The 25,281-nt window shown below is 68.7% G+C and carries 20 protein-coding genes and 1 pseudogene; 10 read left to right on the forward strand and 11 right to left on the reverse strand.

The window, feature by feature from the left end; genetic code table 11:
* Positions 1-41: 41 nt before the first annotated feature.
* Positions 42-206: pseudogene (locus V5B60_RS08285) on the reverse strand (bacterioferritin); the annotation flags it as partial.
* 153 nt (positions 207-359) lie between these two features.
* On the opposite strand from V5B60_RS08285, the gene V5B60_RS08290 reads away from it, so the two are divergent.
* The 5 genes from V5B60_RS08290 to V5B60_RS08310 all read left to right on the forward strand — a co-directional run bounded on the left by V5B60_RS08290 (position 360) and on the right by V5B60_RS08310 (position 7,051).
* Positions 360-1,280 (forward strand): DUF4338 domain-containing protein, encoded by a 921-nt coding sequence (locus tag V5B60_RS08290; RefSeq protein ID WP_332345729.1) that lies wholly within the window; start codon positions 360-362, stop codon positions 1,278-1,280.
* Entirely contained in the window at positions 1,277-2,797 is a 1,521-nt protein-coding gene (locus tag V5B60_RS08295; protein WP_332346578.1) for a transposase family protein, read from the forward strand. The genes V5B60_RS08290 and V5B60_RS08295 overlap by 4 nt, the downstream gene beginning before the upstream one ends.
* A 503-nt stretch (positions 2,798-3,300) precedes the next feature.
* Positions 3,301-4,980, forward strand: coding sequence for an IS1634 family transposase (locus tag V5B60_RS08300; protein ID WP_332346579.1), 1,680 nt, complete (start codon positions 3,301-3,303; stop codon positions 4,978-4,980).
* Between the two features lie 145 nt (positions 4,981-5,125).
* The gene (locus V5B60_RS08305) at positions 5,126-5,761 is read left to right on the forward strand and encodes a hypothetical protein (protein ID WP_332346580.1); all 636 of its coding nucleotides are present in this window, start codon (positions 5,126-5,128) and stop codon (positions 5,759-5,761) included.
* 48 nt (positions 5,762-5,809) lie between these two features.
* On the forward strand, positions 5,810-7,051 hold the full coding sequence (locus tag V5B60_RS08310; protein ID WP_332346581.1) for a cation:proton antiporter: 1,242 nt from the start codon (positions 5,810-5,812) through the stop codon (positions 7,049-7,051).
* A 209-nt stretch (positions 7,052-7,260) separates the two neighbouring features.
* Here the strand turns inward: V5B60_RS08310 and V5B60_RS08315 are convergent, their stop codons facing one another.
* The 10 genes from V5B60_RS08315 to V5B60_RS08360 are packed head-to-tail and all read right to left on the reverse strand — an operon-like array spanning position 7,261 to position 20,750.
* Complete coding sequence (locus V5B60_RS08315; protein ID WP_332346582.1) at positions 7,261-8,397, reverse strand: ABC transporter ATP-binding protein; 1,137 nt, start codon at positions 8,395-8,397, stop codon at positions 7,261-7,263.
* On the reverse strand, positions 8,394-9,056 hold the full coding sequence (gene modB / locus V5B60_RS08320; protein ID WP_332346583.1) for a molybdate ABC transporter permease subunit: 663 nt from the start codon (positions 9,054-9,056) through the stop codon (positions 8,394-8,396). The genes V5B60_RS08315 and modB overlap by 4 nt, the downstream gene beginning before the upstream one ends.
* 6 nt (positions 9,057-9,062) lie before the next feature.
* Positions 9,063-9,845 carry a molybdate ABC transporter substrate-binding protein gene (gene modA / locus V5B60_RS08325; RefSeq protein WP_332346584.1) on the reverse strand — a complete coding sequence of 261 codons (783 nt, stop codon included), beginning with the start codon at positions 9,843-9,845 and terminating at the stop codon, positions 9,063-9,065.
* Positions 9,846-9,850: 5 nt separating this feature from the next.
* On the reverse strand, positions 9,851-10,807 hold the full coding sequence (locus V5B60_RS08330; protein ID WP_332346585.1) for a D-2-hydroxyacid dehydrogenase: 957 nt from the start codon (positions 10,805-10,807) through the stop codon (positions 9,851-9,853).
* Between the two features lie 3 nt (positions 10,808-10,810).
* A complete protein-coding gene (locus V5B60_RS08335; RefSeq protein WP_332346586.1) occupies positions 10,811-11,518 on the reverse strand; it encodes an aldehyde dehydrogenase family protein in 708 nt (235 codons plus the stop codon).
* Between the two features lie 55 nt (positions 11,519-11,573).
* Entirely contained in the window at positions 11,574-13,070 is a 1,497-nt protein-coding gene (locus V5B60_RS08340) for a complex I subunit 4 family protein (protein WP_332346587.1), read from the reverse strand.
* Complete coding sequence (locus tag V5B60_RS08345; protein WP_332346588.1) at positions 13,063-14,565, reverse strand: complex I subunit 4 family protein; 1,503 nt, start codon at positions 14,563-14,565, stop codon at positions 13,063-13,065. The genes V5B60_RS08340 and V5B60_RS08345 overlap by 8 nt, the downstream gene beginning before the upstream one ends.
* Positions 14,562-16,112 carry a proton-conducting transporter transmembrane domain-containing protein gene (locus V5B60_RS08350; protein WP_332346589.1) on the reverse strand — a complete coding sequence of 517 codons (1,551 nt, stop codon included), beginning with the start codon at positions 16,110-16,112 and terminating at the stop codon, positions 14,562-14,564. Before V5B60_RS08350 ends, V5B60_RS08345 begins: the two co-directional genes overlap by 4 nt.
* On the reverse strand, positions 16,109-19,270 hold the full coding sequence (locus V5B60_RS08355) for a DUF2309 domain-containing protein (RefSeq protein WP_332346590.1): 3,162 nt from the start codon (positions 19,268-19,270) through the stop codon (positions 16,109-16,111). Before V5B60_RS08355 ends, V5B60_RS08350 begins: the two co-directional genes overlap by 4 nt.
* A 7-nt stretch (positions 19,271-19,277) precedes the next feature.
* The gene (locus V5B60_RS08360) at positions 19,278-20,750 is read right to left on the reverse strand and encodes a complex I subunit 4 family protein (RefSeq protein WP_332346591.1); all 1,473 of its coding nucleotides are present in this window, start codon (positions 20,748-20,750) and stop codon (positions 19,278-19,280) included.
* A 202-nt stretch (positions 20,751-20,952) separates the two neighbouring features.
* Between V5B60_RS08360 and V5B60_RS08365 the strand changes: the two genes are divergently transcribed.
* From V5B60_RS08365 to V5B60_RS08385, 5 genes are all read left to right on the forward strand, one after another.
* Positions 20,953-21,246: an acylphosphatase gene (locus V5B60_RS08365; protein WP_332346592.1), complete on the forward strand. Its 294-nt coding sequence runs from the start codon at positions 20,953-20,955 to the stop codon at positions 21,244-21,246.
* 98 nt (positions 21,247-21,344) lie between these two features.
* The gene (locus V5B60_RS08370; protein ID WP_332346593.1) at positions 21,345-22,226 is read left to right on the forward strand and encodes a Dyp-type peroxidase; all 882 of its coding nucleotides are present in this window, start codon (positions 21,345-21,347) and stop codon (positions 22,224-22,226) included.
* Positions 22,227-22,356: 130 nt separating this feature from the next.
* Positions 22,357-22,734, forward strand: a complete 378-nt coding sequence (locus V5B60_RS08375; protein ID WP_332346594.1) for a hypothetical protein — start codon at positions 22,357-22,359, stop codon at positions 22,732-22,734.
* A 74-nt stretch (positions 22,735-22,808) separates the two neighbouring features.
* Positions 22,809-23,720, forward strand: coding sequence for a M23 family metallopeptidase (locus tag V5B60_RS08380; RefSeq protein WP_332346595.1), 912 nt, complete (start codon positions 22,809-22,811; stop codon positions 23,718-23,720).
* 151 nt (positions 23,721-23,871) lie between these two features.
* Positions 23,872-25,272 carry a GntP family permease gene (locus tag V5B60_RS08385; protein ID WP_332346596.1) on the forward strand — a complete coding sequence of 467 codons (1,401 nt, stop codon included), beginning with the start codon at positions 23,872-23,874 and terminating at the stop codon, positions 25,270-25,272.
* Positions 25,273-25,281 lie beyond the last annotated feature (9 nt).

Consider the following 25,281-nt stretch of genomic DNA (forward strand, 5'->3'; position numbering starts at 1 on the left):
TTTGCATCTCGGCCAGCGCGCGACGACTTATCCACAACCTCTCAGTCGCCGCCGGGCTCCATGTTCGCCTGCAGGTAGTTCGGCAGGGTGACGCGGTCGATCAGCGCGTGCTGCGTTTCCAGCCAGTCGATGGCTTCCTCGCAGTGCTCCAGAAGCTCCTCGAGCAGGTCGCGGCTGACGAAATCCTGCAGTTCCTCGCACAGGGCAGCCCTGAAGCATGACCCGCGCAGCCCAGTCGTAGCAAGGCTTGACGGCCACCGCAAAAAAAGGCTTTCGCAAAGGAGGGCTAGACAATTTTCGAGGCCTTTGGCAGAATAGGCTGAGGTTAGCGGATCTGCGTTTCTGGTGAAGGTTGTGCGATGGATGCGATGACGCCGAGCAGTTGGGTGCACTGCGGCCGGGAGTTCAGTGCGCGAGAGGTTGCCGACATCTGCGCGACGGTGGCGTGGCTGCCCGGGTTGGCGCGCCATGAACTGGCGGCGACGCTGTGCGAGCATCTGGGCTGGGTGACGCTGACGGGGACGGCGAAGACGGGCGCCTGCCTGGAGTTCCTGCAGCGCTTGCAGGCGGCCGGCCTGCTCGTCCTGCCCGCACAGCGGGCCGCGCGGGTATCCCGTTCGACGCCACGCTGCCCGGCGCAGCCCCGGGCCGTTGCCGAGCCGATGGTCGAGCCGACTCCGGTGGAGGTTTCGCTGTCGGCCCTGGCCCCGGTCCGCCTGGAAGTGATCCACGACACCGCCTTGGCGAAGCAATGGGATGATCTGATGGCGCGCTGGCACCCGCTCGGTTTCCAGGGTGCCTTCGGCTACCGGTTGCGTTACTTCATCACGGCGGGCGAGCTGCGGCTCGGTTGTGTCCTGTTGTCCGGTGCCGCCCGGGCAGTGGCCGTGCGCGACGACTGGATCGGCTGGACCGCTCAGACCCGGCGCCACAACCTGCCACGGGTACTCAACAACAGTCGCTTCCTGATCTTCCCGCACGTCCGCGTGCCGCATCTGGCCAGCCAGGTGCTCGGCCAACTCGCGCGTCGTGCGCGCAGCGACTGGCTCGAACACTGGGGCTTCGAGCCCCTGCTGCTGGAAAGCTTCGTCGACCCGCGACAGCATACCGGCACCTGCTACCGGGCTGCCGGTTGGCAATTGCTCGGAGAGACCAGCGGACGCGGGCTGGCCCGCCCTGGCCGGACCTATCACAGCACGCCTCGGCAAGTATGGGTCAAGCCGCTCGGCAGCGACGGTCGGGACCGGCTGTGCGCCGTGACCGAGCCCACCCGGCGATGAGCAAACCCTGCCGTCGTCCGACGCGTGCCGGCATTCGGGCGCAACGCAGCGACAAGAGACGGCAGGAGCAGGCGCTGAACGCGAAGCGGCGCGCGATGGGACAACGGCCCCAGTCACCCCCGCCGCTGCCCAACCGATGCTCGAGCTTCGCGACCATCGACGAAGAACGCGCAGCCCGCGAGGACGCCGTGAGCAAGCAGGCGCGCCTCCTGCGCCAGGAGCTGCCGGGCTTGCTCGACCAGCTGGAACGGATTCCCGACCCGCGAGACCCCAGGAAGCGCCGGCACAAGCTGACCGTGCTGCTGCTCTATGGCCTGCTGATGTTCGTCTTCCAGTTCGCCTCCCGGCGCGAGACCAACCGCGAAATGACCCGTCCGCAGTTCCTCGCCAACCTGCAATTGCTGTTCCCGGAGATCGAGGCCCTGCCGCACGCCGACACCCTCTATCGGCTGCTGCGCGACATCGACCTGACTGAACTCGAAGAGGCGCACGTCGACCTGGTGCGCCGCCTGATCCGCGGCAAGAGCTTCCGGCGTTATCTGATCAACCACTGCCATCCGATCGCCATCGATGGCTCGCAGAAGCTCGCCGGCGACACCCTCTGGGCGGAGGAACTCCTGCAGCGCAGCGTCGGCAAGGACGAAAACCGCCACACCCAGTACTTCGTCTACGTGCTCGAAGCCAGCCTCGTCTTCCACGGCGGTCTGGTCATCCCGTTGCTCAGCGAGTTCCTCGAACACGCGCTGGGCGACAGCGAAGCGCAGAAGCAGGATTGCGAGCTGCGCGGCTTTGCGCGCTTGAGCGACCGGCTCAAGAGGCTGTTCCCGCGCCTGCCGATCCTGCTCGTGCTCGACGGACTCTACGCCAACGGGCCGGTGATGCAACGCTGCCTGCGCGCCGGCTGGCAGTTCATGATCGTCCTCCGGGACAAGGATCTGCCCTCGGTCTGGGAGGAGTTCCGCGCGCTGCAGCCCCGGCAGTCGCAAACCCGGCAGCTGGACTGGGGCAAACGCCAACAGCACTTCAGCTGGGTCAATGACATCGAGTATGCCTTTGGCGCGAACGGTCGTTGCCGGCTCAAGCTGCACGTGGTCGTCTGTGAGGAAAGCTGGCAGCGGGTCGACCAACAGGCCGCCATCGTGACCGAGACGGCACGCCACGCCTGGCTCTCCAGCCGGCCGCTCAGCTGCGAGAACGTCCATGTGCGTTGCAATCTCGGCGCCCGCCACCGCTGGGGCATCGAAGCGGGCTTCCTCGTCGAGAAACACCAGGGCTACCACTACGAGCATGCCTTTGCCCTCGACTGGAATGCGATGCGCGGCTACCACCTCCTGATGCGGCTGGCGCATGTCTTCAATACCCTGGCGCGCTTCACGCGACAGCTGCGCGATCTGTTCGACCAACTCGGCGTGCGCGGGGCCATCGCCTTCATCCGAAATTCCTGCGCTGCGCCCTGGCTCGATTCCGCGCGGATGCGCGTGCTTCTCGCCAAACCCTTTCTGCTGCAACTCGAGTGACCTCTCCAGGACGGCCCCAGGCCGTTTTCGATCAGCGAAGACTATCGGCTGGTCACCTACACGATCCTGCCGGTAGCGCACATACCCGGCGCAGCCGGCGAGAACTCGACCACCGGCCTCAGCGACACGCTGATCAACCTGTTCGTCTCGCCCAAGAAGGCGGGCGAGATCGTCTGGGGCCTCGGCCCTACCATCCTGTTGCCAACCCGCTCCCAGCCTGAACTCGGCAGCAACCGTGTGGCCCTTGGACCGGCTGCGCTTCTCTACTATCAACAGGCGAAGTGGAGTGCAGGCCTGGTGTTGCAGAACGGCTGGTCGCTCGGGGACGCCAGCGGCAACAACCGGGTCACCCGAGTTCGACACTTTTCGCGTGCCATACGCATAGACGGGGCTTCGGCCCCAATAAAAACAAGGGGTTGGCGCGCAGCTGGAAATTTCGTGTAGTGACACGTCTGGCGTAAAAGACTATTGCGATCATGTCTGTATGAGGATACAGTAGCGACATGTTCGTGAAGATCACCACGTCCGGCCCGCGCCAGTACGTCAAGCTCGTCGAGGCCTACCGAGACCCCTCCGGGGTACCTCGCCAGCGGGTCATCGCCACCTTGGGGCGCATCGAAGCGGTGCGATCCGGCGAGACCGACTCGTTGCTCAACGGTCTGCTGCGGGCGGCGGGCAAGCCCTCCCTCGAGGAAGGGACCGGCGAGGTCGCCTTTGCACCGGCGCTGTCGGTCGGCGACACCTGGCTGCTGACCGCCCTGTGGAAAGAGTTGGGCTTCGCCGACGCCTTTCGCCGGCTGCTGCGCAATCGCCACCAGTTCGACGCCGAAGGTCTGCTGCGGGTGATGGTGTTCAACCGGCTGTGTGATCCGGAGTCCAAGCTGGGGATCCTGCGCTGGCTGGAGGGCACCCGTGTTCCCGAGGTCAGCGCCGATTCGGTCACCCACCAGCACCTGCTGCGCACGATGGATACTCTGGCGGAGGGTGCCGACCGGGTTGACGACGCTCTGGCAGCTCTCCTGCGGCCGTTGATCGATCAGGAGTTGGCGATCGTCTTCTACGACCTGACGACGATCCGTGCCGAAGGATGCACCGATGAGTCCGAGGACCTGCGGCACTTTGGCCATGCCAAGGAGGGTGGGACGGTACGCCAGGTGATGCTCGGGGTGGTCCAGACGGCGGACGGCTTGCCGATCCATCATGAGGTCTTTGCCGGCAATACCGGCGAGACGACGACGCTGGTGCCGACGATCGAGAAAGTGTTGGCACGCTATCCGATCAAACGCGTGGTACTGGTCGCCGATCGGGGTCTGCTGAGTCTCGACAATCTCGAAGCCATCCGGGCGCTGCGCGTCGGCGATCAGCCGTTGGAGTTCATTCTGGCCGTCCCGGCGCGGCGCTACGGGGATTTTGACCGCCTGCTCACCCCGTTCCACGAGAAGAGTTGCCGGCCGGCGACGGCAGAGGTCTTTGGTGAGCTGAAGTGGGAGGGGTTTCGTCTGATCGTTGCCCATCGCCCCGATAGGGCCAGCGAGCAGGGTCGCGTACGCGATGAGCGCATTGCGGCGCTGGAGAGGGATGCCGCGCAGTGGGCGGAGAAACTCGATGGCCAGGAGGCCGGCCAGAAACACCCGGGCAAGAAGCTGTCAGACGCCGGCACGATCGCCCGTTTCTACAAGGCGGTCGCTGACGCGCATCTGGCGCACATCATCAAGGTCAATCTCGCCTCCGAGGTGTTCACCTACGAGATCGACGAACGGGCGCTGAGGCGCGCGCGGCTCATGGATGGCAAGCTGATCCTCGTTTCCAACGTTCCGGATTCTCCCCCGGCCGAGATCGTGGCGCGCTACAAGGCGCTGGCGGACATCGAACGAGGATTCCGTGTTCTGAAGTCCGAGATCGAAATCGCGCCGGTCTTCCACCGCCTGCCGGATCGCATCCGGGCGCACGCCTTGATCTGCTTCCTGGCATTGCTGCTCTATCGGGTGCTGCGCCTGCGCCTCAAGGCGAAGGCCAGCCCCCTCTCCCCGGAGCGCGCCCTGGAGATCGCCCGCCACATCCAGTACCACCAGGTCACGCTGCATCAACGCCAGTCAGCCTCCGGCCTGTCCGCCATCACCCCCCAACAGAAGGAGCTGTTCGACACCGTCGCCCTGCCCGAGCCCTCCGCTAGACGTCTGTAGTGCCAATTCCGAACCGGTGAATTGCGCACAAACAATCACTTAGCCGTATTTTTGTCGAACTCGGGTCCACCCGTTCGACGTCGAACTCGGCGACGATGGCCGCATTTATGTTTCTTGCCAGGATACCAACACCGTCATCGCCATCTTGCCGGAAACCTTCACACCCGCGCCGGTGGCAAAACACCTGCGCAGGAAATTTCCAAACGGAAACTTCTTGCCTGGCACCCTCGTTGCATCAAGCCACGGTCACCTCCCGGAAGTCGGCAACAGCGCACCCTCGAACGTTCCGGCGCCGCAAGGCCTCAAGGTCGTTCTGGACGAGCACGGCAAACCCCGGCACTCGGTGCGCGGGATCATCGTCCATCGCGGGCGTCTCTACGTGGCGGACGAGGCGGACGAGGCGGGCGACGCCGTCAAGATTTTTGAAGTGAAAACGGGACGACTCGTCGCGCGCATCAAGGGGCGCAGACTCACCAAGCCGGTGCACCTCATTCTTCACGGTGACACCCTCTACATCGGCGCGGCGGGCACCGGCAGCATCCTTGCCTTCGACATCCCGGCCAAAGCACGACAGGGCAAGCTCAAGGCACGCACCATCATCGACGGCAAGTTATATGCGCCATCTGGCTTTGCGATCGGACGGGATGGCGATTTCCATGTGGCCGAACGGCTCAAGCAGCGCGTGCAGCGCTTCTCGGCGAAAGGGAAGAAAAAGGACACGTTCATAGGCGGGCTCCCGGACATGCCGGAGTTCCTGGTGCATGTGCCGGATATGATGTGAATAAGCAACCCTCTCCAAACAGTTCGTTTCAGGAATAGCAGGATGTCCATGTTCGACTACCTGCACAAGGCACTCGAAGTCTTGCCCATATTGGCCAGGTTTGCGGTCTGCATGATGCTGATCGTCATCATTCCGCGCTTGTCGCGCCGCATCCATCTGCCGGAGGCCGTCGGGCTGCTGCTGGCGGGCGTACTGTTCGGGCCGCACGTACTCGACATCTTTCCCCCGCAGCATCCGGTCATGCAATTCTTCTCCGAAGTCGGCATGCTGCTGCTGATGTTCTTCGCGGGGCTGGAACTCGACCTGACGCTGTTCAGGCAAAAAATCTTCCGCTCGCTCGGCTTCGGGGTGGTCACGACCAGTGTTCCCCTGCTGCTGGGAACGCTGGTCACCCTGTGGCTCGGCTATGACCTGCTGCCAGCCATCGTCGTCGGTTCGCTGCTCGCCTCGCATACGATGCTCGGCGCGACCATCGTTGCCAAGGTCGGGGCGCGGAGCCTCGAACCCATGGTCGTCGTCACCGGCGCGACAATCGTTTCCGACACCCTGTCGCTACTCGTGTTCGCCGTCTGCGTGCCTTTGTACACCAGCGGCTTTTCGGTATCCGGGATCACGATCCAGGTGGTCGAGATCGTCGTCTTCGTTCCGCTCGTCCTGTTCGGGCTGGGCCGCGCAGGCGCCTACGTGTTGCGCCGCGTCGAAGGCGAGGAAGAAACCTACTTCATCCTGATGTTCGGCATTCTCGCGGTAACGGCGTTGCTGGCCGAGTGGATCAACCTGCCCGGCATCGTCGGCACCTTCCTTGCCGGCCTGGCGGTGAACGCGGCGGTGAAGGACAAGCCGGCCAAGGGCAAGATGGAATTCATGGGCAACACCTTGTTCATCCCGATCTTCTTCATCGCAACCGGTTTCCTGATCGACCCGTTTGAGCTAATTCGCACCATCAGCCAGGATTTTCTGCTGGCGGCGGGAATCATCGGCGCGCTCGTTACCGGCAAATGGATTGCGGCGGAAACCTGCGGTCGTGCCTTCGGCTACGACACCGCTGCGCGCCGAACAGTGTGGTCGCTGACGTTGCCGCAGGTCGCGGCGACACTGGCGGCGACACTGGTGGCGTACAAGACGTTCAATGCCGCTGGCCAGCCGCTGCTCGATGCCCGCATGCTCAACGCGGTGCTCATCATGGTGCTGGTGACGGCCGTTCTGGGGCCGATGCTGACCCAACTGTACGCGCCGCGCATGGTGGCGGCGGCTAAGGAATCCGCCGGCGGGAGCGCGTCCGAAATCTAGTGTTTCTCGAATGACCGGTTCGTTACCGTTAGCAGTCTGGTTGTGAGAAAGAAGTGAACGACGGCTACGGCGGAGCAAGAGACTGACGACTCGAGCAATTGATGGCGGCTTAGGGCTCAGTTACCCGTCGTTCGAGCCTGACGATTTTTCACAGTCGCTACGTCTCTTGATGGCCGGTAACGGAATGCCCTGTCCGCGCACGGCAGCGCTCAGGTGGATTGCCCCTTGCCGGCCGTCCCCACCTGCCCGGCGATCGCCGCATCGGCGGCCAGCAGGCGGATCGCCGACTTCTGCAACTGCAGCGGCACGCACGCGCCGGGGATGATTCCCCGCCGCTGCGCCACCGCGGCGCCGATGGCGAAGTTCAGCGTCGCCTCGCGGCGGCCGTCGACGCGGGCGCTGACGGTGGCGTGTCCGCGCCAGGCGAGGCGCTCGCTGACGACCGCGCTGACGGTGTTCTCGCGTTCGCTCTGGTGCTCGCGGACGAGCACCACCGCCGCTTCCGGGACCAGCCAGGAGACCGTCTCGCCGACCGCGAAGGCCGGCTGGTGCGACGCCGCCAAGGGCCGTCCGAGCCACTCGATGAGCGTCGTGTCGGCCGCCGGCAGGTGCTGCAGCACCCTGCCCTCGAACAGGTTCGGCTGGTCGGTCAGGCGGGCGACGAGGGCGCTCGCCGGCTGCGCCAGCATCGTCTCGGGAGCGGCGGTCTGCAGCGTGCGGCCACGATGCAGGACCGTCATGCGGTCGGCGAGCAGGGCGGCCTCCTCGAGGTCGTGCGTGACGAGGACGATCGGGATGGCGAGCGAGCGCCGCAGCTCGATCAACTGGCGCAGGAGCTTGCGCCGCGTCACCTGGTCGACCGCCGAGAATGGTTCGTCGAGCAGCAGCACCTGCGGTTCGCGCGCCAGCGCGCGGGCGAGGGCGACGCGCTGCTGCTGGCCGCCGGAGAGTTCGGCCGGGCGACGGTCGTCGAAGCCGTCGAGATTGCAGCGCGCCAGCCAGTGACGCCCGCGTGCGACCCGTTCCGCCGGCGGCAGGTGACCGAGCGCCTGCACGACGTTGGCCAGCGCGCTCAGGTGCGGGAAGAGGGCATAGTGCTGGAAGACGAAACCGACGCGGCGTTCCTGCGGCCGGACGTCGATGCCGCGGGCGGCATCGAACCAGGTCGCGTCGGCGCAGCGGACGTGGCCGGCTGCCGGCCGGTGCAGGCCGGCGAGGCAGCGCAGGATTGTCGACTTGCCGCTGCCGGAGGGGCCGACGAGCGCCAGCAGCTCGCCGCTGGCGCAGTCGATGTCGGCGGCGAGCGGGATCGGCGCCGTCTGCTCGAGGCGGGCGCTGAGCGTCATCGGCGCGGCAGCGAGCGGCCCAGCCGGCTGACCAGGATCACGGCGACGAAGGACAGCGCCAGCAGCAGCGCCGACATGCCGGCCGCCGCGGCGTCGTTGAACGCCTGCGCCTGGTCGTAGATGGCGATGGCGATCGTCCTCGTCTCGCCCGGCAGGCTGCCGCCGACCATCAGCACGACACCGAACTCGCCGAGCGTGTGGGCGAAGCTCAGCGCCAGCGCGGCGGCGATTCCCGGCCAGGCGAGCGGCAGCTCGATGCGCAGCAAGGTCTGCCAGCGCGACAGGCCAGAAACCCATGCCGCCTCGCGCAGCTCGCGCGGAATCGCCGCGAAGCTGCGCTGCATCGGCTGCACTGCGAACGGCAGGTTGACGATCAGCGAGGCGACGAGCAGGCCGTCGAAGCTGAACACCAGCATGCGCCCGGTCAGCGCCTGGTAGGCCTGGCCGAGCGGCGAGGCGCCGCCGAGGCCGAGCAGCAGGTAGTAGCCGAGGACCGTCGGCGGCAGCACCAGCGGCAGCAGGATCGCCGCTTCCAGCGCCGCACGGCCGCGCCAGGCCGACCACGCGAGCAGGCGCGCCAGCCAGACGCTCGGCGGCAGCAACAGCAGCGCGGTGGCGCTGGCGAGTTGCAGCGACAGCGAGAGCGCCTGCCAGTCCATCGTCGCTCAGTCGGTTGGCAGCGCGAAACCATGGCGCTCGAAGACGGTGCGCGCCGACGGTTGCTGCAGGTAGTCGTAGAAGCGCTGCGCCTCGGCGCCGGCACGCTGCGTCAGTGCCATTCGCTGCCGCAGGGGCGGATGCCAGTCGCCCGGGATCAGCGCTGCGACGCTGCGCGTGGCGAGTTCCGGCGAGCGCGCCAGCGACCAGGCGACGAGGCCGCCCTGCGCCGAGCCGCTGAGCGCGAACTGCGCCGCCTGCGCGACGTTCTCGCCAAACACCAGCCGCCCCTGCAGTGGCTGCCAGAGCCCCGCCCGTTCGAGCGCGGCGCGGGCGGCACGGCCGTAGGGCGCGTGCTCCGGGTTGGCGATCGCCAGCCGCTGCAGCTTGCCGGCGGCGAGCGCACTGGCGAGACCGCGCAGCTCGCCATCGGCCGCCACCGGCGATCCGCGCGGCAGCAGCAGCGCCAGGCGGCCGATCGCGTACAGCCGTCCGCGGTCACGCAGCAGGCCCTGCCGGGCGAGCTGGAAGATGTACTCCTCGTCGGCCGAGAGGAAGAGTTCGTAGGGCGCGCCCTGCGGGATCTGGCGCGCGAAATGGCCCGACGAACCGAAGGAAAGGATGATGCGAGTGCCGTGCTCCCGCTCGTAGCTGGCGGCAATCTCGCTCAGCGCGAACTTGAGGTCGGCGGCGGCGGCGACGTTGACCGCCGCCGCCCTGCCGCTGAGCGGCAGCAGCGAGAGCAGCAGCAGCGAGAGGAGCGGCCAGTGCCGCCGGCGGCCGGGCATCATCGGCCTCAGGCCACCCGGTTCTGCGGCTCGCCGCGGGCGAAGGCCTCGAGGTTGGCGGTCAGCTGGTCGGCGAGTGCCTGCATCGCCGGCTGGCTGGCCCAGGCGACGTGCGGCGTCAGCAGGAAGTTCGGCAGCGCCAGCAGCTCGGGCGTGAGCAGGGGGTTGCCGGCAGCCGGTGGCTCGACGCTGAGGACATCGAAGCCGGCGCCGGCGATGCGGCCCTCGCGCAGTGCGGCGAGCAGCGCCGCCTCGTCGACCAGGCCGCCGCGGGCGGTGTTGATCAGCAGCGCCGAGCGCTTCATCGCCTGCAGTTCGTCGGCACCGATCAGGTGGCGCGTGGCGCTGGTCAGCGGGCAGTGCAGCGAGATCACATCGGCCTCGCGCAGGACCTGCGGGAACGGCGTGTAGCCCGGCCGCAGCGTCGCTGCGTCCTTGCGCTCGCTGCGCAGCACGTGCATGCCGAAAGCCTCGGCCAGTCGGGCGACGCCGCAGCCCAGGCTGCCGCTGCCGATGATCGCCAGCGTCATGCCATGGAGGTCGCGAATCGGATGATCGAAGAAGCAGAACTGCTCGGCCTGCTGCCATCTGCCGGCGGCGACGGACTGCCGGTAGGCGATGAGGTTGCGCGACAGCGCCAGCAGCAGCGCGAAGACATGCTCGGGAACCGTATGCACGGCGTAGCCGCGGATGTTGCTGACGACGATGCCGTGTGCCCGGCAGGCGTCGAGGTCGACGTTGTTGGTGCCGGTGGCGGCGACGGCGATCATCCGCAGTGCCGGCAGCGCGGCGATCAATCCGGCGTCGAGCTGCAGCTTGTTGACGATGGCGATCGTTGCCCCGGCCAGCCGTTCGCCGACTTCCGTCTGCAGCGTGCACGGATGCTCGCGCCAGTGATGCGGGAAAGCGGGCCGGCGGACTTCGGCGACGATCGATTCCCGTTCGAGGTAGACGATGCGGTGCATGCCTCAGTCCGCGAGCTGCCGGCCATGGCGGCCGGCGATCTCGGCGACTCGCCTGCCCAGCGCGGCTTCGCCGGAAAACAGCAGCCGGCCGAGCGCCGGCGCTGCACAAAGGCCTTCGATCGCTTCCAGATCGCCGTGCAGGACGTTGAAGGCACCAGCCAGAAAGCCGCTTTGCGCCATCAGTTCGGCCAGCGCGACGGCAACCGAAGGGGCCTTCGGACTCGGCTTGGCGACCACCGTCGAGCCGGCCAGAAGGGTTGGCACGGCGCGCTGCAGCAGGCCCGCCAACGGCGCCCGGTCGTCGCAGACGATGGCGACGACGCCGCCGTCGCTGCTGGCCACCGTCGCTTCGCTGGTGGCGCGGCGCAGCAGGCACAGCGCCGCCTCCACCTCGGCTGTGGCGGCAGCGTCTGGCTGACCGCTCTCTTCGGCGATCAGGCCGGCAAAATGGCTACCGTATCCGGCCAGCGCATCGGCCAGTTTCGCCAGCAACTGCGCGCGCTCAGCGATGGCCAGCGACCGCCACGCTAGCAACGCCGCGGCGGCGGCGTCGACCGCCGTCGCCGCCTGGCCAGCGCCGCACAGCGGCGTCCGCCGCCGGATGAGGCCGCTGCGCGGGTCGCGGACGTCGAAGAAGGCGGGCGCCATGGTCAGGAAGGCATGGCCGTTGATCCACAACGGTACGGCCAGGATGTCGTCGGTTTCTTTCATCGGGTTTCTCGCAAAGAGATCGGTTGGGGTGGCTGTTGCGTCGGGCAACTGTGGCTCAGAGCCCGGCCAGCGCCGCCACCCAGCTTTCGGCTGCTGGTCGCAGCAGTTCGAGGATCGGCATCGGGTACAGCCCGATGGCCAGGACGAGCGTCGCCGGCACGAGCAGCAGCGCCATCTCGCGCGGCAGCAGATCTTCCGCGGCAGCGACCTCCGGCACGTTCGCCGGCCCGAAGAACGCCTGCCGGAAAGGCGACAGGAAGGCCGCCGCGGCGAGCACCATGCCGAACAGCGCGGCGAGGCCTGCGCCGGTGTGGTCATGCAGCGCGGCGACGATGATCAGCAGTTCGCCCGGGAAGCCGCTGGTCCCCGGCAGGCCGATGCCGGCGAGGCCGAAGAGCAGGAACAGGGCGCTGAGGCGCGGCATGCTGCGCAGGGCGCCGCCGAGGCGTGCGACGTCGGTCGATCCGGTGCGCCGCTGCAGGAACGACAGGACCAGGAAGGCGCCGCCACCGGCGAGGGCGAAGTTCAACAGCTGTAGCAGGACGCCCTGCAGCCCGTACACCGAGAACGATGCCAGGCCGAGCAGCACCAGCCCGACATGTGCCAGACCCGAGTAGGCGAGCATGCCGCGCAGATTGCTGTGCACCAGCGCGGCGACGCCGCCGTAGAGGATCGCCACGGTGCCGAAGCCGGCGAGCAGCCAGTGCAGGTCGCGGGCGGCGACCGGCGCCAGCGGGATGGCCAGCCGGATCAGGCCGTAGGCGCCGAGTTTCAGCCCGACGAGGAGCGCGGTGACCGCCGCCGGCGCGTTCATCGCCAGCGGCGGCAGCCAGGTGTGCAGCGGCACCAGCGGTATCTTGGCGCCGAGGCCGAGCAGCAGAAGCAGGAAGACGAGGTACTGCCGCTGCTCGGGCAGCGGCGTGGCGAGCAGTGTCGGCAGATCGAACACCGGGGCAGCGGCGCCGGCGGGCGCGAAGGCGAGCGCCAGGAACGCGAAGAGCAGCGGCACTCCGCCCGCCAGCATGACGAGGAAATAGCGGACGGCGGCGCCCTGGCGGCCCGTCCCGCGACCCCACTGGCTGACGAGGAAGTAGAGTGGCGGCAGGGTGGCCTCCCAGCAGAAGAAGAACAGGATGGTGTCGAGGGCGCAGAAGACGCCGAGGGTCGCCGCCTCGAGGAGCAGCAGCATGGCGAAGTGCAGACCCGGCGAGAGCGGCGAGGTGGCGGCCGCCGGGCGCCAGCCGGCGACGATCGCGCCACAGAAGAGCAGCGCCGTTGCTGGCAGGAAGAGCACCGAAAGCCCGTCCACGCCGACCAGATAACGGATGCCGAGGGCGCCGATCCAGTCGTGCGACTCACGCAACTGGAAGTCCGGGTCGGCGCCATCGAAGACGCCGACGATCAGCAGCGAACAGAGCAGCGTCAGCAGGCTGCTGCCGAGCGCGATGGACGGCGCCAGTGGCGGCTGCCGCAGCAGCGCGCAGCCGAGCGCGCCGAGCAGCGGCAGCGCCAGCAGCGTGCTCAACAGGGGCCAGTGCGCGATCTCACTCATGGTGGACGAAGTGCTCTGCCAGTGCCTCCGTCGCACTGTCGGTCAGCTGCAGCCACGGTTCCGGATAGAAGCCGGCGGCGAGCAGCACGAGCAGTGTGGCGCCGCCGACGAGATACTCCATGCGGCTGGTGCGGGCGATGCGTGCCGCCGGCAGGTCGCGCGGCCGCGGCGCGAGAAAGGCGCGCTGGAAGGCCCAGAGCAGGAAACCGGCGGCGGTGACGTTGCCGAGCGCGGTGGCGATCGTCGGCAGGGCGCCGAAGGTCTCGATCGACGCCTCGAGCACCAGATGCACGGCGTCGAAGCCCGGTGTTCCCGGCATGCCGAGGATCGCCAGGCCACCGATCAGGAAGGCGATGGTGATGAAGGGGATGCGGTCGAAGAGGCCGCCGAGCCGTGCCAGCTCGGTGGTGCCGGTGCGGCGGTAGACGTAGCCGATCATCAGCAGCATCAGCGTCGCCGCCAGGCCGAAGTTGATTGCCAGCAGCAGTGCGCCCTGCAGTCCCGCGGGGTGCAGCGTGAACAGGCCAATGACGATCAGGCTGGTGTGGCTGACGACGGCAAAGGCCATCAGCCGCCGCAGATTGATCTGGCGAAAGGCGAGGATGGCGGCGAAGAAGACGCCGACCATGGCGAAGGCGACGACGTACGCTTGCCAGGTGAGGACCGCTTCGGCGGTCAGCGGCAGCAGGAAGCGCGCCATGCCGTAGATGCCGACCTTGACGCCGAGCAGCAGCACCGGGGCGACGGCGATCAGGCCGTGGCCGGCCGAGTTGGGCAGCCAGCCGTGCAGCGGGAACAATGGTGTGCGGATGGCGAGGCCGTAGAACAGGAGATAGAAGGCGACCGACTGGTACTTGCCGATCTGCGGCGTCCGCAGCAGATCGAGAAGGTCGAAACTCCAGCGGCCACCGATCACATCGACGTGGCTCCAGGCGAGGACGAGCGCCCCGGCGACGAACAGGCCGCAGCCGAAGAGCTGATACTGCAGGAAGCGTGACAGCGCGAGGTTCTCCTCGCTGGTCGACGCCCAGCGCCAGAGCAGGTAGGCGACCAACGCCAGCTGCACCGCCGAGGCGGCGGCGAACCACAGCAGGTTCAGCGTCGTCAGCATCGTCATCTGGACGCTTTCGATGAGCAGCAGCACGCTGAGCAGGTGCACCGGCGAGATCTGCTGCCGCGCCATGCCGTAGAACGAGAGCAGAACGCCGAGCAGCGCCGCGAGCAGGATGAACAGCACGCTGATGCCGTCGGCAGCGGCATGATAGGCGAGCAGGTCGACGCGTTCGGCGAACTGCAGCGCGCTGCGCGAGGCATCGATGCGGGCATGCAGGTCGATGGCGACGAGCAGTTCGCCGATCGCGAAGAGGCGACCGAGGATCAGTGCCAGAGCCTGCCCGCGCAGCAGCAGCAGGAGGAGGCCGCCAGCCAGCGGCAGGAATTGCAGCGTCGCCAGCAGCGGGTAGCCGGCCTGCGTGCTCCACAAGACCTCGCTCACAGGATCACCACGAAGGTTGCCATGACCATCAGCATCAGGTAGCGCGGCTGTTCGAGCAGTGCCTCGACGGTGTCGGCGTAATGTCCGAGCTGCCGCAGATGTCTGCCGAGGGTGCCGCCATCACTGAGCAGCAGGCGGTTCTCGAGCGACTGCAGGCGATTGGCGAAAGCGAACAGTGCGCGGCCGGCGAGGCCGTGGCCGCGGATCAGCTCGTCGCCGGCAGGGCTCGCCGGCGACCGCTCGTCCTCGCGGGGCGCCCCGAGCAAGGGGTCGATGAAGCGCTCGTCGAGTGCCCGCACGTCCCGGCCCAGGGCGAGGGTCGGGCGCGTCAGCAGGCTGCTCGCCAAGGGCTCGATCCAGAAGCGCTGCAGTGCCGCCGTGTAGCCCCAGCGCCAGTTCGCCAGCCAGCGCGGCGGCGGTCGCGCCGGCTGCCGCACGAGATGCATGTACGCCGGTGCGAGCAGGAACTGGTAGGCGCGCCAGCAGGCGTGCAGCCCGGCGTGGCAGGCCGCCAGGGAGAACAGTCCGAGGCCGCAGCAGAAGACCATCAGACCGACCTGGGCGACGGTTGCGAAGACCAACGCCGACTTGACGTCGCTCTGCACCAACCCGCAGAGGCTGCCGTAGGCGGCGGTCAACAAACCGACCGCCGCCAGCAGCGCCATCAGGTCGGGTGCCTGCAGCAGCAGGCCCTGCAGGCGGCAGAGCAGGTAGACCCCGGCGTGGACCAGCAGCGAGCCGTAGAAGAGCGCCGATGACGGAGTCGGGCCTTCGAGCGCGCGGCCGATCCAGGGGGTGAACGGCAACTGCGCCGACTTGACCAGTGCCGCGACGACGAAGCCGGCCGCCAGGAGGCGGATGGTGACCCGCCCCATGCTGCCGTCACCGGCCAGCCAGGCCCACTCGAGGGTGCCCACCGACCACACCGCGAGACCGATGCCGAGCATGAAGCCGGCATCGCCGATGCGGTTGGTGACGAAGGCGAAGAGCGCGTTGCGCGTCGCCGACGGACGTTCCCAGGCGTAGCCGATGAGCAGCCACGAGCTGAAACCGGCGAGCTCCCAGCCGACGAAGCAGAGGACCGCATTGCCGGCGAGGACAATCAGCAGCATGCCGGCGAGGAACAGGCAGAGGCCGAGGAAAAAGCGCTGGAAGCCCGTTTCCCGGTGCAGGTAGGTGGCCGAGAAGCGGATCGTGATGCAGCAGATCAGCGCCACCAGCGTCGCTGCCGGCAGGCTGTAGGCATCGAGGACGAAGGATACGCGGACGGGCACCGCGCCAATGCGCAGCCAGTCGCCGAAGGCGGGATGCGGCGGCAACTCGCCGCCGAGGGCGGCGAGATCGAGCAGCACGAGCAGCAGTAGCGCGGTCAGCGCGGCGCCGCTGGCGATGGCGGCGGTCCGCGGCTCGCCGGCATCGCCGTCGCTGCCGCGCAGCAGCAGGCGCAGGGCGATCAGCAGCGCTGCCAGCAGCGGCAGCAGCGGCACCAGCCAGACGACGCCGCTGATCGCGGCGAGGGGCGCCAGGGCGGTGTCGACCAGGCTCATGAACGTGCCAGCGGACGCCGCAGCAGCGCCGGCGGCAGCGGCTCGCGGTGGCCGGCGAACCAGTCGCGCGAGCGCTCGCATTCCGGCAGCGGCAGGTCGGCGGGGTCGGCGGTCCACGGCTGCCAGCCGCGCGCCGGGTCGAAGAGGTCGATGTCACCACGCAGCGGGTCGAGTACGGCGAGCAGCACCCAGCCGTTGCCGATCAGTTCCTGCAGCGGTGGTTGCCGCTGATAGATGGCGCCGACGATCTCGCGCGTCTGCTCGACGATCACCAGCAGGCGCATCGCTTCGTGGATCTCGACCATCTGCAGCGGCAGGCCGGTCCGCAGATCCGAACTGCTGCCCTGCATGACGCCGAACAACCCGGCAAGATTGTGCATCACCTTGCTGCCACAGCCGTAGCCTTCGTTGTTGACCGTCGAGAAGTAGTACTCGAGGTTGATGCCGGCGCCGACCGGCGCGGCGGCGAGTAGCGTCGCCTCGAGGATGCGGCCGTCGCTGTCGGGCAGCGGATCATAGGAAATCAGGAAGGCGCGGCGATCGAAAAACCCGCCACGGCTCATGCTGCGGCGACCGATGAAGGCGGTCGCGACCGTCGCGTGACCGAGCTCCGGGCGAGCCTGCGCCAGATCGTGGCGGCGGTCCGTGAGGTGCCGTCGCGCCTGCTGCGGCGTCGGGCTGGCGGGCGCCGAGGCGAAGCGGCGGCAGCGCTCGACGCCATGCAGCCGGGCGGCTTCGTCGCAGTCGCGGCGCAGGCGGGCGAAGGCGACCTGCTGCTCGTTGGTGAGCGGCTCGTCTGCGTACCATTGGAAGCTCTCGTCGCAGGTATTGTGCTCGGCGGCGATGAAGCGGCAGTCGTCGGCGATGACGATCCCCTGCTCTGCCAGCCGCCGCCGCACCTGCGGCCGGTTGGCGAGGGCGGCGAGGACGCGTGCGTTCGGGCCGCCGTGCCGGCCGGAGCAGGCGCCACAGTCGTAGGCGCTGAGATGCGGGTTGTTGCGACTGTCCGAACCATGGCCGACGATCACCAGCAGCGGCGCAAAGCCCTCGGTGAGGCCGATGCTGCGCAGGAAGCCGGCAACGCGCGCCGCTTGCTCGTCCTCGCTGAAACCCTGTCGCGGGTTCTCGGCGCTGGCGGTTCGGCTGGCTTCGTCGCCGTCGGCCGTCAGTTGCAGTGTGCCTGGCAGCGGCTGGTCGAAGGCCTCGCGGCAACGCTCGAGCAACCCGCCGAGGCGGCCGGGCGCGAGGCTGCGGCCGAGCAGTGCGAGCAGTGCCGCCGGCGCGGCGACGGCAGTCAACAGCGCCGCCAGCAGGCTGCCGCGGCGGCTCTTCTGGTGCAGCCGCTCCTGCCAGCGCAGGCGCAGCCTGCGCCGCCGCAGGTGCAGCCGGTATGCCGCCTGGGCTGTCGCCGGGGCGGTCTCGCGTACCGCGTTCGTCGGCCGGACGACGACCGGGCAGAGGGCCGTCGGTCGATCGTCGTCGATCCCCTGCCAGAGCATCGGCACGCCGAAGAAACCGGCGGCGCCGAAGGTTTCGTAGGCCGGATCGACCTCCTCGAGGTGGCGGCGGGTTCCCTCCTCACGGTCGTCCATGCAGAAGACGAACTGTGCCGCCGCCTGCGGCACGCGCGCCGGAGAGCGACCGCGGTTGGCCGCCAGGGCAGCGAGGATCCGTTGCCGATAGTGATGCTCGTAGGCCAGCAGCCAGGCCAGGCCGCGTTCGCTGTCGCACAGCGAGGTGGCACAGGCGAGCAGGGCCTGCGCGCCCGCCGGGCCCAGTTCGCGCAGCTCGCCGGCGCCGAGACCGAGGTGCTGGGCGAGGACGAACAGCGGCCAGGCCGCGCGGGCGTTCTCTTCGCCGCTTGCGCCGCCGGCGGTGGACGCGGCCACGGCGGCGGCCAGCTGCGTCCAGCCCCTGGCGTTACCGGCAACCGGTGCCAGCAGCAGCGGCCTGAGGCTGGCCAGGACCTCTTCCGGCAGGCTGCGGTTGCCATGGGCGTGCCGCAACTGAAGTTCCTGCGGGTGCTCGACGAGATGGGCGGCGAGCGCCTCGAGCTGCATCGGCAGTCCCCAGACCTGGCGCAGCAGCCGCTCGCCGTAAAGGCGATCGAGGACCAGCCGCACGGCCAGCAGCTCGCCCAGGCTGACCGGTGGCGCGCCCGCCTGTGGGCGACTCTCCCGCCGGTGGCACATGCCCGCCCAGCCCGGCAGCTGCATCGCCAGCCTTTGTAGGTAGCCGCACCAGCGCCCGCTGTCGACGCCGAGACGCTGCAGTTCGTCGACGATCGCCTGCAGCGGGTCGTCGGGCAACAGCCGGATCCGTTGCCGGGCGCCGGCGAACTCTTCCAGTTCCCAGGCCCAGTCACTGCCGGCGCTGGCTCGCCAGGCAGTGTAGAAACCTTGCATCCGTGCCGGGTTCCTCCAGGCGGCGAGACCCTCGTCGAGATGGGCGGCGAGATGGCGGATCAGCATCGGCTGCAGGATCTCGCTGGCATCCTCGCCGCTGAGGTGGGCCAGCAGCTCGCCAAGCGTCCAGTCTTCACCGAGCCGGCCGTGCAGTTCCTGCCACAGTTGCGCCGCCGGCTTCGCGGTCGGGGTCGCCGGCATGTCGCCAATCAGGGCGCACGCGGTTGCCCAGAGTTCGGCGACCAGCGCCTGCTCGTCGCCGCTGGCGGCGAGCAGGCGTTGCCGCGCCGGCGCTGCGACGTCCGGCTGCAGTCTGTCACCGGCCGACCGCTCGGCGAACTGCCAGCGCAGGGTGGCGGCCGGGATCGCGGTTACCGGGTGGCGCAATGCCACCTGCAGCACCTCGCCGCGCTGCCACGCCCGGCCGCCGGCAACGAACAGCGTCGCCTCGGCACGTGCTGCCGGCAGTTGCCGCAGTGCCGCCGCCAGGTCGCCGGCATCGATCCGTCCTTGCCGGAAGAGTTCCCGGCAACGTTCCTCGGGCAGCCAGGGGTGGGCGCCAGTGAGGCGTGCCGCGGCGGCCAGCGCGTCGCTGAACGGCAGGTGCTGGAAGGCGTGCAGGGTGTTGTGATGGACGAAGTCACGCAGTGGAGCCTGCGCCGGCAGACGGTGGCCGATGTGCTGCAGGCATGCCAGCACGCGCTGCACCGCTGCGCTCGGCGTGGTTGTGGTGTCGGCAGCGGTCTGGCCCATCGTTGGCTCAGGCGCCAAGGCCGGCTGCCAGCCGGGCCAGCGAGGAGGCCATCAGTTGCAGCAGCGGTTGCGGATGCAAGCCGATGCCGACGACGCCCGTGGTCAGCAGCCAGGCAGCCATGCATTCGACACGACCAAGGTCGGCAAACCAGGCGATGCCGGCCGGCGCAGCACCCATCGCCCGCTCGGGTCCGGTGGACAGGCAGCGGATGGCGCGCAGGGCACAGGCTGCAGTGACCAGCATCGCAGCCGACAGCGGCAACAGCCAGCCACCCCAGCGGCCGTAGGCGCCGACCAGGACCTGCACTTCGGCGACGAAGCCGGCGCTGCCCGGCAGGCCAACGGTAGCCAGCAGGGCGAAGACGATGAAGGCGGCGAAGCGCGGCGCGATCCGGTTCAGCGAGCCATAGGCCGCCAGGTCGCGGCTGTGCGTCCGCTCGTAGAGCAGGCCGATGAGCAGGAAGAGCAGTCCGGCGGTCAGGCCGTGTGCGAGCATCTGGGTGAGGGCGCCGCTGAGGCCGGCCGGGTTGAGGCTGGCAATGCCGAGCAGGACGACGCCCATGTGCGAGATCGACGAGTAGGCGATCATCGCCTTCAGGTCGGTCTGCCGCCAGGCGAGGACGGCGCCGTAGACCAGGCTGAGGAGTGCCAGCAGCGCCAGCCAGTCCTGCAGTGCGAGCGCCGCCGCCGGCAGCGTCGCGATGGCACGGATCAGGCCGTAGGCGCCCATCTTGAGCAGGATGCCGGAGAGCAGGATGGAAATCGGGCTCGGTGCCTCGACGTGCGCCAGCGGCAGCCATCCGTGTACCGGCACGATCGGCATCTTGACGCCGAAACCGAGCAGCAGGCCGAGGAAGACCAGCACCTGCGTGCGCACCGGCAAGTGCGTACCACCGGCTGCCATGTCGGCCATCGCGAAGCTGTGTCCGGGGGCGACGTCGTAGAGCAGCAGCAGGGCGATCAGCATGAACACCGATCCGCCCAGTGTGTAGAGGACGAAATTGAGCGCCGCGCGATGGCGGTTGGCGCCACCGAGGCGGTCGATGAGGAAGAAGAGGGGGATCAGCGTCAGTTCCCAGCAGACGTAGAACAGCGACCAGTCGCGGGCCGTGAAAACGATCAGCAGGGCCGTCTCGAGAACCAGCAGCAGCGAAAAGTAGAGCTTGGCGCCGTTGCGCACGCTGCTCGAGGTGAAGATCGCGACGAAACACAGCAGCGTGGCCAGCAGGATCATCGGCAGCGAGATGCCGTCGACGCCAAGCGCCAGATGCGAGCCGACGCGCGGATTCCACGGCCGGGTCTCGAAGAACTGGACGTCGGCGGTCGTCGCGTCGAAGCTGGCCAGCAGCAGGATGGCGCAGAGCATCGTCGCGGCCGCGGCGGCGCTCGCCAGATGCCGCATCAGGTCGACGCTGCGATGGGGCAGCAGGGCAACCACGGCGGCCCCGAGCAGCGGCAGCAGCAGCAGGGTCTTCAGCATGGTCGGATCGCGGTGGCGTGCCGCGCCGCCGCCCCGCCGGATATTCTTCTCCGCATGGGGGGCGATTATGCCAGCATTGGCGGTCGCCGCCGCCGGTGCCGTGGTCTCGGCGTGTGGGCCCTTGATTTTCTCCCTCCCTTCGACGACGATTGTGTCCGTATGGGCCGTCGTCAAGGTCTGGCGAGGGCTCCGGGAATCCGGGATGAGTCGAACGATCTGTCGTCAGTTGTCGATCCGCGGCCGTGTCCAGGGCGTCGGCTACCGTTGGTCGCTCTGTGCCGAAGCCGGCCGCCTCGGCCTTGCGGGCTGGGTGCGCAATCGCCGCGACGGCAGCGTCGAAGCGCTCGTCAGCGGCCCCGTCGAGGCGGTCGAAGCCTTGCTGCTGTGGGCGCACCGCGGGCCATCGATGGCGCGCGTCGACAGCGTCGTCTGCAGCGAGGGAAACGCCGCCGAGATCGGCGGGCGGACGGGTTTCGACCAGATTGCCAGCCGCTGATCCCGCGCGACGAGCGGACGCGCCAACTTGCCGATGCCGGACCCGATCAATGCTCACCGCCCGCAAGGGCGCCCTTTCGAACGATCATGGCTGCCGCGATGAACACACCGCAAACCGGAATCCTGCTCCCCCTGCCGCCTCTCGCGTGCTACCTGACTTTCCTGGGCGAAGACGTGGCGCATGCCGCCGGCTGCCTGCGGGCGCTGGCCGCGCTCGCCGACGGCGAACGGACGGTCGTCGGCCTCGGTCGCTCGTTGCTCTCGGCGCTGGCGATCGACATCGACGGGCTGCGGCCGTTCCCGAGTGTCGCCGGGCCGGGGATCGAACTGCCGGCGACACCGGCAGCCGTCTGGATCTGGCTGCGCGGCGACGACCGCGGCGAACTCCTGCAGCGGGCGCGCCACATCGCGCAGCTGCTGGCACCGGCGTTCTGCCTCGCGGAGACGATCGATGCCTTCGTGCACGACGGGGGGCGCGACCTGACCGGCTACGAGGATGGCACCGAGAACCCGGTCGGCGAGGCGGCGACGGCCGCCGCGATCGTCGGCGCCGGGCGGCCGCTGCTGGCGGGGTCGAGCTTCGTTGCCGTGCAGCGCTGGCTGCACGATCTCGGCCGCTTCGAGCAGATGCCGTCCGACGAGCGCGACCGCTGCATCGGCCGCCGCCGGTGCGACAACGAGGAGATCGACGATGCACCGGCATCGGCGCACGTCCAGCGCACGGCGCAGGAGCGCTTCACGCCGCCGGCCTTCGTCCTGCGCCGTTCGATGCCGTGGGCCGAAGGCCCTCGCGGCGGACTGGTGTTCGTTGCCTTCGCCACCTCGTTCGATCCCTTCGAGGCGCAGTTGCGGCGAATGGTCGGCAGCGAGGACGGCATCGTCGATGCCCTCTTCCGCTTCACCCGGCCACTGTCCGGAGCCTATTTCTGGTGCCCGGCGATGCGCGCCGGCCGCCTCGACCTGTCGCCGCTGGAGATCTAGCGGCGGTCGCCGCGCGGCGTCGGCCAGCCGGCCCGCGCCGGGGCGGGGCGGGTTACAGGCGGTTACAGGAGCTCACGAATGATCCCCGATCGCCGGTCATCCTGGTTGGCAACGCCGCGTTATTCGCTACATGAAAACGACCATCACCGGCATCTCCCTCGCGCTGAGCCTGACGCTCGGCTTCTCTTCCACCGCCTTCGCCGATCATCGCCACCATCGGGGTGACTATCGGGGACATTACGCGGGCGATTACCGGGGCGGCCATCACGGCCCGCGCGCGTACCCGGCCTACCGCCCTGAACGGCCGCACAGGCCGTCCTGGATCGCTCCGGCAGCGGTGCTGGCGATAGCCGGCGTCGCCGCTGGCGTGGCGGCTTCGACCTACCAGGCGCCGCCACCGGTCTACGTCGCGCCGCCGCCAGTCTACGTGCCACCGCCCCGCACGGTCTACGTCGTGCCGGCACCCGTGCCCTACCCACCGCCGCCGGTTCGCTACTGGGGCTACTGAGCCGCTTGCCTGCCGCTGGCAGGTGCTTGCCGTCGCCGGCAGTCGCCGGCGATCGCTGCCCTGCCGAGGGCGGGATGGTGGGCCGACGTCTTGGTCCACGACTGCTCTGCGGCCTGCTGCTCGCGGGTGTTCTGGCGGGCCCCGCCGCTGCGACCCGGGTGGGTTACCCGTTCACCGTTGCCGTCGAGGCCGCGCCTGGCGGCCACCGTCTGGTCGGGCTCAACCGCGGGCCGGCGCCGGTATCGGTGCGGTTGCTGCTGGCGGATGTCGACAACGTCCGCGCCGATGCGCTGCTGCCGGTGTATGCGGTGCTCGCGCCCCAAAGCCAGGCGGTCCTGCTGCAGGTGCGTCCGGCCGTCGCCGGGCGCCCGTATCGTTTCAGCAGCGAGGCGGTCCATGTCATCGGCAGTTACCGCGCGCAACCCGACGCGAACTTCGCCTACCGACTCCCCTTCGCTCCGGGTCACCGCGCCGTCGTCAGCCAGAGTCCCGATGGCCCGCGGCTGACTCACGACACGGCCGACAGCGAGTACGCGATCGATTTCGCCATGCCGGCAGGAACGCCGGTCGTCGCCGCGCGCGACGGTCTCGTCATCGAGGCCGAGTTCGCCAACCGCGCCGGCGGCCGGGATCGCCGCTTGCTCGCCAGGGCCAACGTCGTTCGCATCCTGCATGCCGACGGCAGCATCGCCAGTTACGCCCACCTGGCCCACGTCGCCAGCGCCCCGGTGGCGATCGGCGACAAGCTGCAGGCCGGCACCGTCATCGGCGGGGTCGGCGCGACCGGCTACAGTGGCGGTCCGCATCTTCACTTCGTGGTGCAGAAAGTCGTCGGCAGCAGCACCGGTTTCGCCAGCGTCTCGCTGCCCGTTCGCTTCCTGCTCGGCAGTCCGCCACGCGTCGCCAGTGTGGCGTATGGGCAGCGTTTGCGCGCCGACGAAGCACCGACGAGCACTGCCGACCGAGCAGCGAAGCCGGATCCTTGACCGGCGACCGCCAGGCCGGAGGCCGTCATCGGCAGCGACGCGGCGTGGACGGTTGGCGTCGCCGGCTGGTTGACGGCGGGCCCGCGCGGGTCGCATACTCGACGCGGGGTTGAGGGTGACGCTTTCTTGACGGTTGATGGGAGGGGCAGCCATGCTCGGCATTCTGGGGATTCTGGTCTCACTTCTGCTGCTGATCGTTCTCGCCTATCGCGGCTGGAACGTCATCCTGATTGCACCGATCTGTGCCCTCGTCGCCCTGCTGCTGGGCGACTTCGATGCGCCGATCCTCGCCACCTACACGCAGGTGTTCATGCCCGCGCTGGGCAACTACCTGATCAAGTTCTTCCCGCTCTTCCTGCTCGGTGCCGTGTTCGGCAAGCTGATGGACGATTCCGGCTGTGCGCGCACGATCGCCCACGGCATCGTCGAATGGACGGGCAAGGAGCGCGCGATCATCGCCATCATCCTGGCTTGCGGCGTCCTCACCTATGGCGGCGTGTCGCTGTTCGTCGTCGCCTTTGCCGTCTTTCCCGTCGCCATCCAGATGTTCCGCGAGGGCAATCTACCGAAGCGGCTGATTCCCGCCACCATCGCGCTCGGCTCCTTCACCTTCACGATGTCGGCACTGCCCGGCTCGCCGGCGATCCAGAACGCCATCCCGATGCCCTACTTCCATACCGACGCCTTCGCCGCTCCGGGCCTCGGCCTGATTGCCGGCGTCCTCATGTTCGCCTGCGGCAGCCTGTGGTTGATGCTGCGCGCGCGCCGTGCCCGCGCGGCCGGCGAGGGCTTCGGTGACGCGGCGCCGGCCGTTGGGCCGGCCTCGGCGGCGGCGATGCCGCTGGGCGAAATGCCGTCGTTTGCCGTCGCCATCACGCCGGTGATCCTCGTGCTGGCGATCAACTTCGTCTTCAGCAAGTACGTCATTGGCGACCTCGACACCGCGTACCTGGCGACGCCGAAGTACGGCAAGACGACGGTCTCTGCGGTCGGTGGTACCTGGGCGATCATCGTCGCCATGCTGACTGCCTGCGTCGTGCTGATCGCCCTCACCTGGCGGCGATTCCAGAGCGTCCGCCAGTCGCTGAACGAGGGGGCGCTCGGTTCGATGCTGCCGATCCTCAATGTCGGTTCGGAGGTCGCCTACGGCGGCGTCATCGCCAGTCTCGCCGCCTTTGCGATCATCAAGGACTGGTTGATGGGGCTGACCGACAATCCGGTCATCGGGCTGGCGATCATCGTCAACGTGCTCGCCGGCATCACCGGTTCGGCGTCGGGCGGCATGAGCATCGCCCTGCAGGCGGTCGGGCAGCAGTACCTCGAGCTGGCGCAGGCGGCCGGACTCAGTCCGCAGATCCTGCACCGCGTCGCGGCGTTGGCCTCGGGTGGTCTCGATGCGCTGCCGCACAACGGCGCCGTGATCACGCTGCTGGCCATTTGCGGGCTGAACCACAAGCAGTCGTACTTCGACATCTTCATGGTGGCGGTCGCCTTTCCGCTCCTGTCGATGCTGCTGGTGATCGTGCTCAACGGCCTCTTCGGCACCTTTTGAGGGAGGGAA

The organism is Accumulibacter sp., from assembly GCF_036625195.1.
Taxonomy (GTDB): domain Bacteria; phylum Pseudomonadota; class Gammaproteobacteria; order Burkholderiales; family Rhodocyclaceae; genus Accumulibacter.

Coding starts and splice junctions, on each gene's coding strand:
- V5B60_RS08290 (WP_332345729.1), top strand. CDS start 360: ATGGATGCGATGACGCCGAGCAGTTGGGTGCACTGCGGCCGGGAGTTC.
- V5B60_RS08295 (WP_332346578.1), top strand. CDS start 1,277: ATGAGCAAACCCTGCCGTCGTCCGACGCGTGCCGGCATTCGGGCGCAA.
- V5B60_RS08300 (WP_332346579.1), top strand. CDS start 3,301: ATGTTCGTGAAGATCACCACGTCCGGCCCGCGCCAGTACGTCAAGCTC.
- V5B60_RS08310 (WP_332346581.1), top strand. CDS start 5,810: ATGTTCGACTACCTGCACAAGGCACTCGAAGTCTTGCCCATATTGGCC.
- V5B60_RS08315 (WP_332346582.1), bottom strand. CDS start 8,397: ATGACGCTCAGCGCCCGCCTCGAGCAGACGGCGCCGATCCCGCTCGCC.
- modB (WP_332346583.1), bottom strand. CDS start 9,056: ATGGACTGGCAGGCGCTCTCGCTGTCGCTGCAACTCGCCAGCGCCACC.
- modA (WP_332346584.1), bottom strand. CDS start 9,845: ATGATGCCCGGCCGCCGGCGGCACTGGCCGCTCCTCTCGCTGCTGCTG.
- V5B60_RS08330 (WP_332346585.1), bottom strand. CDS start 10,807: ATGCACCGCATCGTCTACCTCGAACGGGAATCGATCGTCGCCGAAGTC.
- V5B60_RS08335 (WP_332346586.1), bottom strand. CDS start 11,518: ATGAAAGAAACCGACGACATCCTGGCCGTACCGTTGTGGATCAACGGC.
- V5B60_RS08340 (WP_332346587.1), bottom strand. CDS start 13,070: ATGAGTGAGATCGCGCACTGGCCCCTGTTGAGCACGCTGCTGGCGCTG.
- V5B60_RS08350 (WP_332346589.1), bottom strand. CDS start 16,112: ATGAGCCTGGTCGACACCGCCCTGGCGCCCCTCGCCGCGATCAGCGGC.
- V5B60_RS08355 (WP_332346590.1), bottom strand. CDS start 19,270: ATGGGCCAGACCGCTGCCGACACCACAACCACGCCGAGCGCAGCGGTG.
- V5B60_RS08360 (WP_332346591.1), bottom strand. CDS start 20,750: ATGCTGAAGACCCTGCTGCTGCTGCCGCTGCTCGGGGCCGCCGTGGTT.
- V5B60_RS08365 (WP_332346592.1), top strand. CDS start 20,953: ATGAGTCGAACGATCTGTCGTCAGTTGTCGATCCGCGGCCGTGTCCAG.
- V5B60_RS08370 (WP_332346593.1), top strand. CDS start 21,345: ATGAACACACCGCAAACCGGAATCCTGCTCCCCCTGCCGCCTCTCGCG.
- V5B60_RS08375 (WP_332346594.1), top strand. CDS start 22,357: ATGAAAACGACCATCACCGGCATCTCCCTCGCGCTGAGCCTGACGCTC.
- V5B60_RS08380 (WP_332346595.1), top strand. CDS start 22,809: ATGGTGGGCCGACGTCTTGGTCCACGACTGCTCTGCGGCCTGCTGCTC.
- V5B60_RS08385 (WP_332346596.1), top strand. CDS start 23,872: ATGCTCGGCATTCTGGGGATTCTGGTCTCACTTCTGCTGCTGATCGTT.